We start from the raw sequence: 12,493 nt of genomic DNA on the forward strand, positions 1-12,493 counted from the left end.
ATTGGCGGAATTCCGTTTTTCTTAATAAACATCCCGTTTTGTAAACACAACAAAAGAAACCACGAGCGAGAGAAAAAGCCACACAAGCAGCACAGCAACCGAAAATCCGAGCGTCATGCCTGCAACAGGCGGGCTTGTACCATTGAGATAATTTGTCAGCTGCAAATTCACCATAAACAAATATTTTGCGCTTGGCCATGCCGATACCATATTGGTCAAAATGGCGCCGGCAATCAATGAGGACAGCATAATCCCCATTACGGCGGCCGTGCTGCGCAACAAGACAGAAAGCATAAATGTGAGGCTGCCTGAAACGACGCCGACAAACCAGGCAAGGCCAAACGCCATGAGCAAATATTTCCATTGCGAAACAGCATGCACATGTGATGTAAGGAGCTCGTCCCCTTTTATCGTAAAACCGGTAAGTATGGGCATGTTCCAGCCGTGGTAGCCGAATACCAGTCCGGAAATACCATAGGTGAATACGGCAGTGCACAGCAAAATAAACGAAACGGACAGCAGCATGGCAATGTACTTGCTAAGCAGGATGCGCCATCTTTTCACAGGGCGCGTCAGCAATAATTTGATTGTCCCGCTGCCCGCCTCAGCAGACACGATATCGCTTGCCGCCACCATGACGAACAGCGGCAAAAGCATGCCGATCGCATTTTCAATAAATACCCGCATAAACGTCGGGGCACCCGGCGCGTTCGGATTGATGTTGTGGTTGAGATAATATTGTTCCTGACTCAATGTGATACGCAAATATTTTTTAAAATCATCAGAAAGGCTTGCCGATCCGAGCCGGTTTTGCGTATCGACAATTTGTTTCTGGAGCTTAACCCGCCAGTCGGTTGTCCCGATTTTTTCCTGCAGCGCTTTCGATTCTTTGTACTGCGCGTAGGTAAAAATGGGAACAAGGCAGGCGATAATCAAGATAATGACAAGAATCCGCTTTTTCTTCCAAAGCTTCAGCTGTTCATTGTATATGAGTTGGATCATTTTTTCCTGCCCCCTGTCAGTTCCAAAAACAAATCTTCAAGCGCCGGCAGCACGGCCTTCATTTCTTTCACCCGGACCCCGTTTTGAACGAGCATTTCGTTCCATAAAGCATTTTTTTCTTCATCATAAGGGGTCACGAGGAGGCCATCTTCTCCTTCTGCCACCTGTGTCTCCGCCTGAAGCAAGGTGCGTGCTTTCTCTATTGGCGCAACTTTCCAAAAGGTACGCGCTTTTTCGGAAAGCAGCTCATGTACATTCCCGGTCCGAATCACCTGGCCGTTATGGATAATGGCCACTTTGTCGCACATCAGCTGCACTTCGCTTAACAAATGCGAAGAAACAAGGACGCTTAAATGCGCTTTTTCGGCAAGCGACCGGATAAATTCGCGCATTTCCCGGATGCCTGCCGGGTCAAGCCCGTTTGTCGGTTCATCAAGAATCAAAAGCTTCGGGTTCCCAAGGAGTGCCTGGGCAATGCCAAGCCTTTGCCGCATGCCGAGAGAGTATGTTTTTACTTTATCATGGATCCGGCCAGTTAAGCCAACGAGCGCCGCCACCTCATCCAGCCTGTTTCTCTGAATGGACGGATCCATCCGTGCAAAATAGGCAAGATTTTCATACCCGGTCAAAAACGGGTACATCTCCGGATTTTCGACAATGCAACCGAGATTTTTCATGGCTTCCGTAAACTCGGTCCGTACGTTTTTTCCGCCGATCAAAATTTTTCCCAAAGTCGGGCGGATCAGACCTGTCAGCATCCGAATCGTTGTTGTCTTCCCTGCCCCGTTCGGCCCGAGAAATCCGAATACCTCTCCCGGCATCACTTCAAAACTGATGCCTTTGATGATTTCTTTCCTGCCAATTTTTTTATGGACATCGATAACCTTAAGTGCGGGAATCGTCGTCATTTCGCTTTCTCCTCCCGATAATGGATCAGGGAAGCAACACGCTCTCCGATCAGTTGATAACCGGCCGTATTCGGATGGAATTTGTCACTGTATAAATAGTCGTTTACATTTTGTTCAAAAAGGTCAAACGTCGGCACATAGATGATTTTTGGAAAGTCAGACGCGACAGAAGCAGAATCAAAGTTCCATTTTCTGACGATCGCAGATGTCGTTTTCGCCTCGGACAAGTCAATAAAAGGATTATACAGCCCGACATGATAGACGATTGCCGTTTTGTTCACCGCCCGGATCCCTGCGTAGATCTGTTTTAAATTGGCCAAATAAGGCTTTTCCAGCTTTTCGATATAGGCGGTATTCAAATGGTCAAGCGCCTCCCCGCCCGCAAACAAATCATTGCCGCCGATGGTCAGCAAAATGATATCCGCGCTCTTGAGTTCGCGTTTGATTTGCGGCTGTTTGATCTGCTCAAGCAGCCCGCTTGATGTAAGCCCTTTGATGCCATTGTTTTGGAGCAGAACAGCCTTCTTCGTTTTTTTCTTTAAACGATCCGCAACATAACCCGCATATCCCTTTCCTGCTGTATCTCCCGTTCCCCTTGTCAGCGAGTCGCCGATTGCTGTAATCGTGATTTGTTTCGTACCACCCGCTTTTGACGTGTTATTGCCGGTTCTGGCAGTTTCCGTCTTTACGCCTGTTGCTTTCGTCTGCTGGTCTTCAAACACCATCCACAGGCCGGCCAGAAACAACAAGGCTGACACGGCAGAAACAATAGAGATGGCGGAAATTAAATGCTTTTTCATTTCGCTATTCCTTTCTTTCCTGTTTATAACTTAAAGGATAGCAAAGGAAGCCGACTTTTTAAAATCGCGTGCTTTAAATAAATGCACAGGGTCCATTCTAAAAAAAGCGTTGTCCGGTTTCCAGGTAACACGCTGCAGAAATGTTTGATTGCTGCGAGCTCTCTCCCAAAATACAGCGCTGATGGGTTTTACGGAGACGAAACAGTGCAAGTTGCCAAGTACTGTAAAGGAAAGCGGATATAGAATTATGAACCGGCGACAGCGGGATTGGCTGGTGTTGCCCAACAGTGTTTAAAAAGGGATCAAAAAGCGTGGAAAAAGTTTTCAAAAAACCATAATAAGATTAAAGAATTTTGTAAGAATAATGAATATCCAACAAAATAAAAAAACTGCTGGTATATCGTGGATTCTGGGAGTTTTTTACAAGTAAATCGCAAATAAAGCCGCCAAAACAGCCATAACAAAGTAATCATTACTATCCATTTTCGTACCGTTTTTAACAAAAACACTTAAAGCCCAATGCAATATTGTTCCATCAGCCGTCTTAGAAACGAATTTTTTGCCGATATTGTAATACAGCACTTTGAATAAGGCAAATGCAATTGAAAGAAACAAATAAAGCAAGATAAACTTACCAAAAAACAAAAGCATTGCCGTCACTCCTATATTTAGTATTCTTCAATCAATAACTTAATTTTACCAAAAACGTCTATAAGAGAAAAAGGGACATTTGTAATGGCTTTCAATAATTTTTGCGCAAATTTTACACAAAGGTAAACAAAAATCTTGATAAATTGTTGGTTTAGAAGATACATTCGACACCCGACCACCGGTACGCGCTCTTTTCGCGTCAAAATCAATTATGATCAGGGACATTGCTTTTGGCGACACATGAAAAAGTAATGTTTAGTCCAACTTATATAAAAAGATGATGTTTTCTTTGACAAAAAAGCTTATCAAATTAGTGATGAAATTTTCATTCAATGTAGATAATATACATAGGATCTAGTATAATATAGATAGTCCGTTAATTAGTAGACAGCTTAAAGGAATAAGTAGGTAAATTGGAATATCATGTATAAAATTGGAACTCAAAAAAGAATTTTATGTACCTTAAACAACTGGCAGGAGGAGAAATCGTCCCTGAAGATCAAGACAGCAATAATAGAACAAAGTCCCTTAAAAATAACTGAAAATTCTCCAACATCAACCCAACACTGTAATTATTTTATAGAAAGAATATGGAATGAAAAGCGATTTTCAAATTTATGCAAAGGAGGTAGACCGGTGCTAAATACGCATAATGACATAAAGCAAACATATTATGCAGAAATCAAAGAAAAGAAGATTAGTTCTTATGGAGCTTATGCAAAAAAGGGAAAGGGAGTCAAACACGAGATAGGAAAAATTTATTTTGCCAGTGACTTATTAAGAGGGAAAGAAAAAAAGTTATATAAAAAATCAGGAAAGGTAAAGGTGTACAATATGTTTACAAGTTTAATGACCTACGAAGATTTAAAATCGCATCCGAAAGAACGACAAACGGAAATTTTAACGAAATGGAGGGAGACCTATTCAGAGAATGAAATAATAGAAGCATTAGGTATTGAAGAAGAGGTGTACTATCAATTGTTGACTGATTTAGGACTTGAAATGAAGAAGAAACGGACAATTCCGCACTCAAAACCGGACGCTGATCCAAACCAAGTGATTCCATTTAATGATTTAAAAAAGCTTCCAAAAAAAGATCAATGGCTGCTTATATCCGAATATACAGAAAAATGGAACGCCCAATCAATTGCAAAAATTTGGGGGAAACGAGATTCTTCCGTTCATAATTATAAACACAATCTGAAAAAATTAGCCCTCAAAAACGGGTGGATAGATGAATATAAGAAAGATAAAGCACAGGAGAATATAAAAGATTTTACGCCGGCTGCTGTGGAATCCGGACAAGAACCAGCTGGAAATGCAGGGGATGAACGTGTTGACCAACTGATGAGTGAGTTTAAGGAAATGAAAATGTTGATTAATAACTTATTATCTTCAAATAACCAAGTTGCCGTTGAAGAAACAGAAAAGATAGCTGAACGTGACGCAACAGAAAATGAAGAAAATAATGAAAAACCGGAGTCCTTTACGATGAATTATGAAAATGAAACAGAAGGATTTATTATCTTTCAAGACTTAAAACGGTTCATCGCAGTTTTGGAAAAAAATCCGGATCGATTTAAAGTTGAAGTGAAGTTAACTCGAATTGAAGAATAATTTTTCCTGAAGAATTTGGGCTAATTAGAAAATCAAACGAATAGCCGGGATGTAGAATACTGGCGCTACAAAAATTACCATTGAATATAAAAATGGATAAAAAAATGCTATGTTAAGTGATTTTTACTGCAAACGTCAGTTCCTTTTTTATCTATTAAATTTTTTTAAAACAACTAGGTAGCACCCAAGAAGCTCATTTTTTAAAAGCCACACGCTAAAGTCAATTTTGCATGTGGCTATTTCTTTATTTAGTGTGAAATCTTTCAAAGAGAACTCTTTGGGTGCTAATATTGTTAAGTGCTTTGCAATCTTAAGAAATTTTCAGTGGCAATTAATGAGTGCTCCTCTAAAATCACTATTTCTTTGATTATATAGAAAGGCAGCCCATCCCTTGTCTCAATTCATTTAGTTATTCACACATTTTTTAATTTTTTTCACTTCATCTATACTGAGTTTTACCATTTTTGCAACTTTTTCAACTGAAAATCCTTCCCTTAATAACTCGGCTGCCAAATTCCTTTTTTCTTCCATTTTCCCTTTTTCAATCCCTATTTCAATTCCTTCTTCCTTCCCCTTTTCAATCCCTTTTTCAATCCCTTTTTCTATCCCTATTTCAATTCCTTCTTCTTTCACAGTTTTCAGATACTCTGCAAATGTAGGAGCTTCTTTAAGCTCTTCAGAATACAGCATATGGTTTGCCTCCTTTTCAATGTGAATAAATAACTCTTTCGTTAATTGTTTTGTTAACTCACCAGGAAGATACAGAAGATAGTCAATAAAGTAACAAAGCGCTTCCGCATAATTAGAACTAAGATTTTGGTTGGATAAGATGAATTCTTTTAACAATTTTTTCTTAACTTCATATCGTTTCTGATAGTTCTTTTCCGTTAGATGAAGGTAAATACCCGCCAATACTGCAATGGCAAAAGGGTTCGTAGACTTTTTCAAAGAAGGAATGTCCGCTTCATTAAACTTATAAGTGTTAAAGCGATACGTAAGTTCAGTGCCGTAAAAGGAGTATTGGAACGGCTCTGAGTTATTTGATTTAGACAAATCGGTCAAAATCGCAATGGAATAAATGTTTTCTTGGAAGCGATCAAACAAGCGATAAAAATAAGTAAACATTCGTTTGGAAAAGTCCGGATCTTGTTTTTCTTGAATTTCAATGTGAATGAATACATATTTTTCTTCGCCGTTTTTCAAGGAAACCTTTACAATTTTGTCTGCAATTCTTTTCCCTTTTTTATGCTTGATGATGACTTTGTGCAGTTCCTGTTCGAGAAAAACAATTCCTTTTCCAAAATCAATGGTCTCATACAAATCAGGTGCAAAGAATAAAATAAATTCCTCAAACAGTTCACTTATAATTTTCTTCCAAAGCCCGTCGTAATCAGTTCCGGGTAAATAGTTTACCTTTTTCTCCAGAATAAGTACTTCTCCCATTATTTTACCCCATCCTTTGCTAAAATTGAATTATTAATCATATTATACACGATAAGAACGTTTGTTTCCACAAAATTTTTCGACCACTATATTGTGCTCCACCAGGTTTTATCCATAGGCCGAATGAAGAACACCGGAAGCGATTAAACGCACACTACCCAAAGTGGTATGGCAATTTAGGCAGTGGAAGCTTTTTTCAAGGAACGGAGCTGAACAACTTCGAAAGGGCCAACATTGCCAGCAGCTCCACCCACCAATCCGGCATGGTCGGAAAGAAAATTTCCAAAACGATCTGGATATCCCGGTGGAAGTGGAATACGCGACGACTTCCGCGACTTCCAACAACCCTCTCTGTTATATCAAATCATTCAGTTCATTCATTTTTTGACTTTGAGGCGATGGGCCGGAAGAGTTTAAAAACCGTTTCAACGCACTTTGATTTTTCAAACAAAAGTACTGACTGCATTCCTTTCAAAACAGAAAATTGTTAAAATAATGATGGGAATGCACTTTCAGAAGGAGCTGGTCCAGAATTGTCAAAAATCATGATTGTGGAAGACGATGTGAAAATTGCACGGGTGCTGGAGCTCGAATTGCAGCATGAGCACTATGATACCGTTTGGGTAGAGAACGGATCACAAGCACTCAACCTGCTAGAAAGCGAAGATTGGGATTTGGTACTGCTGGATGTGATGATCCCCGGCTTGAGCGGTCTCGAGGTTTTGCGGCGCTACCGTATGAGAAACAGCCGGACACCGGTCATTTTGCTGACAGCCCGCAATTCTGTCCTCGATAAGGTGAATGGGCTAGACCATGGTGCAAATGACTATATTACAAAGCCTTTCAATATTGAGGAATTGCTCGCGCGGATCCGTGCCGCGCTGAGAACGGGTGCACTCCATACCGGCAAATCCGAAAACAGCAAGAAACACGAATATGCCCTTGCCGATTTACTTGTCAACACGGCAACAAGGCAGGTGACAAGAGGCGGCAAACCGATTGAATTGACAAAACGGGAATTTGATCTTTTATGTTATTTGTTAAAGAATAAACGCATTGTATTAAACCGAGAACAGTTGTTAAATGAAGTATGGGGATTTGAATATGCGGGAGATACGAATGTTGTAGATGTTTATATTGGCTATTTGCGCAAAAAAATTGACCACGGGCACGAAACAGCGCTGATCCACACAGTGAGGGGCGTTGGTTATACAATGAAGGAGACGGGTTAATGTCGATTAAGAAAAAACTTTCGGCATTGCTTATTCTCTGGTCTTTTATTGTGCTTTTTGCCGGCAATACCATTGTATTTTTGGCGTTTCTTTATTTTTCAAAAGACCGGTTGGAAACAAGCCTGGAGAACAGTGCTGAACAATTAGCTGAAAGTGTGGGCAGCGGGGATGCGCTTTTTTCCGATCCGGAACCGATATTGCAAACGCATGTACCGGATGAAGGGATGATCCGTTTATTTAATGCACAGCACCAAAAGGTTTATGTAAAAGCCGATGAAGAAGACCTGTTGTCCATCAAACCGGTGTTTCCGAAAGATGACCAAACCCGTACTATTAAAGGTGAGGATTTCACTGCTATTGTGGCCTCCTATCCGATCATGGAAAACGGAAAATACCTTGGAATGTTGGAACTCTCCGTGGTCCCCGAAGACATATTTGAAGACAGCCGACTGCTGCTTACGATCTTACTGGCCTCCTCTGCTGTTTTAATTGTGCTGGCCGCATTTGTAGGTGTAAAAACTTCCGGTCTGTTCTTAAAACCGGTCTCAACGATGATGAAGACGATGGCGGATATTGAAGAAAACGGCCGCTTTGAAAAGATCCCGCTTGCCCTGAATCATCACGATGAACTGTACCAAATGGCGCTTACCTTTAATGCCATGATTGACCGGCTTGAGGCCATGTTTAAAAAGCAGGAGCAATTTATCTATGACGCCTCCCATGAACTGAAAACACCGCTTACGGTTATTGAAAGCTATGCTGCCATGTTACGGCGCTGGGGAAAAGATGATCCCGAAATCCTGGCTGAAGGGATTGCCGCCATTTCGGATGAAAGCCGGAGACTCAATTCGATCGCCGAGCAGCTGCTTGCGCTTGCCCGTAGTGAAGATGTTTCGTATGAGTTGCAACCGGTTGATGCCGCCAATCTTTGCAGGCAAACTGCAAAGCGGCTCAGCCAATCATCCAACCGCAGCATTTCTGTGAAAGCTGAAACACCCGGGCTGTATGCATGGACCAATGAAGAAAAGTTTGTCCAGGTGCTGGTCATCCTTTTGGACAATGCACTGAAATACAGCCGCTTTCCCGTACAGATTGAAGTGGGAAGCGATAATGATTTTGTGACGGTCACCGTAATAGATCACGGCACCGGCATTCCAAAAGAAGACTTGCCGCATCTCTTTGAACGGTTTTACCGGGTCGACAAAACGCGAACACGGGGAACCGGCGGGACCGGACTGGGCCTTTCGATCGCCCATTCAATTATGACCCAGCATGGCGGGGGGATTAAAATTGAAAGCGAAGAAGGAAAAGGGACGCGGGTGTGCCTGCAGTTTAAAAAAGTGGTTGATGCCTCATGATCCATCCAGACGGCTCCGGTTTCTTGCGGAGGCGGCCGGGATTCCTGCTGTTTGCTCTTGCCTGTTCCGCTTTGATTCATCCCCTGCATTCATTTTTCAAAAAAGCAAACCGGTATAATTTGCAAAAAAACTGCCTGGGTTTTGGCAGTTTTTTACTCGTGTATTCCTAATTTTCACGGTCAGTCATCATAGCCATCAAGAAATTCGTCATCAAGTTCTGCAGATAAAATTTTATCATGTTCATCAAGATCCAATTCGACTGGTACACCCTTTAGACTGCCACGGTAGCCGTCCCGGTCAAGACGGTAGAAGTGCCCCTTTGTAAAGCTTTTTGTTGTGCCATTCGCCTCAACCTTCATTGATTCTTTTTCGTCTGATACGATAACAGCTTTCACATCCATTGTCCGTTCTGTTTCGATTTTTACCGCTTCTTCTCCTGACGCCTTCAATTCAACAAGCACGCCTTTTTTTAACGGCAAGGAAAAATCTTCGACTACTGTTTGATTCGTCAACTTGAATGTTTCGCTTCCGCCGAACGGAAATGAAACGGTAATGCTTTGTTTATCCAGCGCAGTGACTTTGCCTTCTGTTTCGCGAATGACTGGATTAGCTGTTTTGCTCTGCCCGCCTTCTTTATTAACTGTGTAAGAAGCAACAGGTTCCTCTTTTTTTGCTTCTGGCGCAGAAATGGTTTCGGCTGGGTCTGAATAAACGACTGGCCGTTCTTCTTTCATATTCATTCCGACAGCAATGCCGGCTCCCCCTGCAACGGAGAGGACTATTACCCCGATTAAAACTTTTATCCACTTCATTACGGTTCAATCCCCTTTCACTTGTTTGTTACTATATATTAGTCAGAAAATTCAATAAGACCTTAAGCAAAATTTAAGAATTGGATAAGAATTTCAGCTTTTAACAAACAATCAGGAGGCAATAACGAAGCAGATCTATCCCCTGTTTCATCAAGCATTCGGCCGCTTTATCCCCCTTTTTTTTTCACATTGACAACATCTTCCCTGCGGAGGATAATAAAACTATAAAACTATTGTGAATTTGATGTTAACGTCTGTACATGGGGTAGGTTTACATAATGGGGGTTAAACAATGAATGTTAAAAAAATCGTGTTTGCCGGTCTTTTTATTGCATTAGAAGTGATTTTCACCCGTTTCTTGTCCATACAAACACCAATCATACGAATTGGATTTACTTTTATTCCTACAGCTTTGTCTGCTGTCTTATTGGGACCGTTATTTGCAGGAATAACAGCTGGATTGGCAGATATCATAGGAATGGTGCTATTTTCGGGAGGAGCTGCTTATTTTCCTGGTTTCACCCTCTCTGCGTTTCTGTCAGGTGCCATTTACGGCTTGTTTTTATATCGAAAATCCGTGCGATTTTGGAGAGTATGCATGGCGGTATTGATCATTACAGTTGTTGTTAATCTTGGATTAGATACACTATGGCTATGGATGCTAACCGGAAAAGGGATATTAGGCTTATTGCCAGCAAGATTCATTAAATCCGTCATTATGTTCCCCATACAGGTAATACTGATCCAAGTCGTGTGGAAATCTCTTGCGGTTAGCTTAAGGCTTGAACCCTCCCACCACTTCCCCAACGGTTTTAGGTAGGGCATTTCTTTTTGAATCCAGCACTTTATGGGGAGACTCGTGTTTATGGGGAAGTTTACGCGGTGCCTGATCCTAAATAAATATTGACAATTGTGATTTTTGTTATTATACTAACTTATAAAGTTATAACTTTTGGAGGAGCAGCATGCAAATCGACAAAAATCTACCAACTCCTTTATATCATCAGGTACAAGAAATTCTTGACAAAAAAATATCCATTGGCCAATGGGAAGAAGGATTTCAAATACCTACCGAGAAAGAATTGGCGCGCATCTTTAACGTAAGTGCAATTACTGTGAAAAGAGCGGTTCAGGAATTAGTAAAGAAGGGCAAACTGTATCGTGTTAGAGGAAAAGGTACTTTTGTATCGAAGAAAACAGAAGAAAAAAGCATTTTGGATGTCGTGACATTCGGTAGCGAAGAAGTGAAGATGAGCCCACATAAATTGCTATATTCTTCAATTGTTCAAGCTGATGATGTCATTTCAGAAAAGTTAAAGTTGAAAAAAGAGGATCAAGTTATTCAGATGATTCGCCTTAAATATGAGAATGATGAACCTGCTGCGATAGAACACACTTTTTTAGTTCATGATTTGTGCAGAAACTTTTTACCTGAAATGACAGAAAAAGAACTTATATACAACGTGGTTCAGCAAAACGGGGTTAGTCTAGACAAGGTGAAGATCAACTTTTCGTCTATCAGTTCGGATTCCTACGAGGCTAATCTTCTAAAAATAAAAAAGGGCACACCCCTTTTTGTTATAGAACGGGTGACATTTACCGAAAAAAACGTCCCTGTAGAATATTCCAAGTTCGTCATACGTCATGATAAAGTCGATTATTATATTGAAGTTAGTCTCAACATGTAAGTGAATTTGGATAAAAAATGTTAGTGATATTTTTACAATCAAAAGTTATAAAAATATAAAGTTATAACTTTATATTTTTACCTAATAATGTCAGAAATTAAAAATTTAAACCAAAATTAAGGAGAATAAAGAATGCGCGATTCCGAAAATGCTGTAAAGAACCAAAAAGTCCAGCCATCCTACTTGCCGCCGCAGAAAGGTTTTTTTGGCCACCCTAAGGGTTTGTCGACGTTATTTTTTACAGAAGTGTGGGAACGTTTTTCTTATTATGGCATGCGTGCTATTCTTCTTTTTTATATGTATGACCAAATCGTACATGGAGGCTTGGGGTTGTCTCAAGGTACGGCTGCCGCCATCATGTCCGTATACGGGGCTTTAGTCTTTATGTCGGGTATTATTGGAGGATGGCTGGCCGACCGCTTGCTCGGCACATTCCATTCTATACTGTTAGGCGGAGTATTCATTATGTTAGGCCACATCGCTTTAGCTGTACCGGCCGGAGTAGTGGCTTTGTTTATCTCAATGGTTCTCATCATTGTCGGAACGGGGCTTCTCAAACCAAATGCCTCAAATGCAGTCGGACATTTATATACCCAAGATGATATCCGCCGGGACGCCGGTTTCAGCATATATTATATGGGCATTAATATTGGGGCTTTTATTGCACCTTATATTGTTGGAACATTAGGACAAAAGGTGAATTATCATCTCGGTTTCGGAATGGCAGCAATAGGAATGGCATTGGGCTTGATTATTTTTTTCTTAACAGCTAAGAAAAATTTATATGAACCTGAATTATTCATAGAAATACCAAAATAATCTACAAACGTTAATCTACCATGGAATTAACCTAAGTTGTTCATGCATCAAATAAATGCAAAAAGAATCCATTTCTGATAAGGTTAAAGCAACTACGAAATAACCATCAGAAAGGATTCTTATAATGGCTACTTTACCGCAAATAACGCTAGATTTAAATAGT

The 12,493-nt window shown here is 40.8% G+C and carries 11 protein-coding genes and 1 pseudogene; 6 read left to right on the plus strand and 6 right to left on the minus strand.

Annotated features, from left to right (window positions below):
- Window positions 1–21: 21 nt before the first annotated feature.
- The 4 genes from P9687_RS04785 to P9687_RS04800 form a co-directional block, all read right to left on the minus strand.
- Window positions 22–1,002, minus strand: a complete 981-nt coding sequence (locus tag P9687_RS04785; RefSeq protein ID WP_035189491.1) for an ABC transporter permease subunit — start codon at window positions 1,000–1,002, stop codon at window positions 22–24.
- Window positions 999–1,910, minus strand: coding sequence for an ABC transporter ATP-binding protein (locus P9687_RS04790; protein WP_035189488.1), 912 nt, complete (start codon window positions 1,908–1,910; stop codon window positions 999–1,001). The genes P9687_RS04785 and P9687_RS04790 overlap by 4 nt, the downstream gene beginning before the upstream one ends.
- Window positions 1,907–2,710, minus strand: a complete 804-nt coding sequence (locus P9687_RS04795) for an SGNH/GDSL hydrolase family protein (protein WP_035189487.1) — start codon at window positions 2,708–2,710, stop codon at window positions 1,907–1,909. The genes P9687_RS04790 and P9687_RS04795 overlap by 4 nt, the downstream gene beginning before the upstream one ends.
- 420 nt (window positions 2,711–3,130) lie before the next feature.
- Entirely contained in the window at window positions 3,131–3,361 is a 231-nt protein-coding gene (locus tag P9687_RS04800) for a hypothetical protein (RefSeq protein WP_014097412.1), read from the minus strand.
- 636 nt (window positions 3,362–3,997) lie between these two features.
- Between P9687_RS04800 and P9687_RS04805 the strand changes: the two genes are divergently transcribed.
- Entirely contained in the window at window positions 3,998–4,978 is a 981-nt protein-coding gene (locus tag P9687_RS04805; RefSeq protein WP_061086853.1) for a hypothetical protein, read from the plus strand.
- Window positions 4,979–5,383: 405 nt separating this feature from the next.
- Here P9687_RS04805 and P9687_RS04810 read toward each other — a convergent pair whose 3' ends face one another.
- Window positions 5,384–6,421, minus strand: a complete 1,038-nt coding sequence (locus P9687_RS04810) for a hypothetical protein (protein WP_014097410.1) — start codon at window positions 6,419–6,421, stop codon at window positions 5,384–5,386.
- 545 nt (window positions 6,422–6,966) lie between these two features.
- Between P9687_RS04810 and P9687_RS04815 the strand changes: the two genes are divergently transcribed.
- Both P9687_RS04815 and P9687_RS04820 read left to right on the plus strand, forming a co-directional pair.
- Window positions 6,967–7,653, plus strand: a complete 687-nt coding sequence (locus P9687_RS04815; RefSeq protein WP_046721857.1) for a response regulator transcription factor — start codon at window positions 6,967–6,969, stop codon at window positions 7,651–7,653.
- Window positions 7,653–9,011 carry a sensor histidine kinase gene (locus P9687_RS04820; protein WP_328228592.1) on the plus strand — a complete coding sequence of 453 codons (1,359 nt, stop codon included), beginning with the start codon at window positions 7,653–7,655 and terminating at the stop codon, window positions 9,009–9,011. Before P9687_RS04815 ends, P9687_RS04820 begins: the two co-directional genes overlap by 1 nt.
- A gap of 179 nt (window positions 9,012–9,190) precedes the next feature.
- On the opposite strand, the gene P9687_RS04825 is transcribed toward P9687_RS04820, so the two are convergent.
- Entirely contained in the window at window positions 9,191–9,823 is a 633-nt protein-coding gene (locus tag P9687_RS04825) for a DUF5666 domain-containing protein (RefSeq protein ID WP_014097407.1), read from the minus strand.
- Window positions 9,824–10,115: 292 nt separating this feature from the next.
- Here P9687_RS04825 and P9687_RS04830 point away from each other — a divergent pair, with 292 nt between their 5' ends.
- The 3 genes and pseudogenes from P9687_RS04830 to P9687_RS04840 all read left to right on the plus strand — a co-directional run.
- A complete protein-coding gene (locus P9687_RS04830; protein ID WP_026684938.1) occupies window positions 10,116–10,643 on the plus strand; it encodes a folate family ECF transporter S component in 528 nt (175 codons plus the stop codon).
- A 145-nt stretch (window positions 10,644–10,788) separates the two neighbouring features.
- Window positions 10,789–11,511 carry a GntR family transcriptional regulator gene (locus P9687_RS04835; protein WP_035185274.1) on the plus strand — a complete coding sequence of 241 codons (723 nt, stop codon included), beginning with the start codon at window positions 10,789–10,791 and terminating at the stop codon, window positions 11,509–11,511.
- 132 nt (window positions 11,512–11,643) lie between these two features.
- A pseudogene (locus P9687_RS04840) lies at window positions 11,644–12,294 on the plus strand (peptide MFS transporter); the annotation flags it as partial.
- Window positions 12,295–12,493: the final 199 nt, after the last annotated feature.

Origin of the sequence: Weizmannia sp. CD-2023 (genome assembly GCF_036225245.1) — a bacterium.
GTDB classification, from domain to species: Bacteria; Bacillota; Bacilli; order Bacillales; family Bacillaceae_C; genus Weizmannia; species Weizmannia faecalis.

What these genes read in the sequence shown, in the direction of transcription:
- P9687_RS04830 (WP_026684938.1), top strand. Translation starts at nt 10,116, where the DNA reads ATGAATGTTAAAAAAATCGTGTTTGCCGGTCTTTTTATTGCATTAGAA.
- P9687_RS04810 (WP_014097410.1), bottom strand. Translation starts at nt 6,421, where the DNA reads ATGGGAGAAGTACTTATTCTGGAGAAAAAGGTAAACTATTTACCCGGA.
- P9687_RS04800 (WP_014097412.1), bottom strand. Translation starts at nt 3,361, where the DNA reads ATGCTTTTGTTTTTTGGTAAGTTTATCTTGCTTTATTTGTTTCTTTCA.
- P9687_RS04785 (WP_035189491.1), bottom strand. Translation starts at nt 1,002, where the DNA reads ATGATCCAACTCATATACAATGAACAGCTGAAGCTTTGGAAGAAAAAG.
- P9687_RS04825 (WP_014097407.1), bottom strand. Translation starts at nt 9,823, where the DNA reads ATGAAGTGGATAAAAGTTTTAATCGGGGTAATAGTCCTCTCCGTTGCA.
- P9687_RS04790 (WP_035189488.1), bottom strand. Translation starts at nt 1,910, where the DNA reads ATGACGACGATTCCCGCACTTAAGGTTATCGATGTCCATAAAAAAATT.
- P9687_RS04820 (WP_328228592.1), top strand. Translation starts at nt 7,653, where the DNA reads ATGTCGATTAAGAAAAAACTTTCGGCATTGCTTATTCTCTGGTCTTTT.
- P9687_RS04815 (WP_046721857.1), top strand. Translation starts at nt 6,967, where the DNA reads ATGATTGTGGAAGACGATGTGAAAATTGCACGGGTGCTGGAGCTCGAA.
- P9687_RS04835 (WP_035185274.1), top strand. Translation starts at nt 10,789, where the DNA reads ATGCAAATCGACAAAAATCTACCAACTCCTTTATATCATCAGGTACAA.
- P9687_RS04795 (WP_035189487.1), bottom strand. Translation starts at nt 2,710, where the DNA reads ATGAAAAAGCATTTAATTTCCGCCATCTCTATTGTTTCTGCCGTGTCA.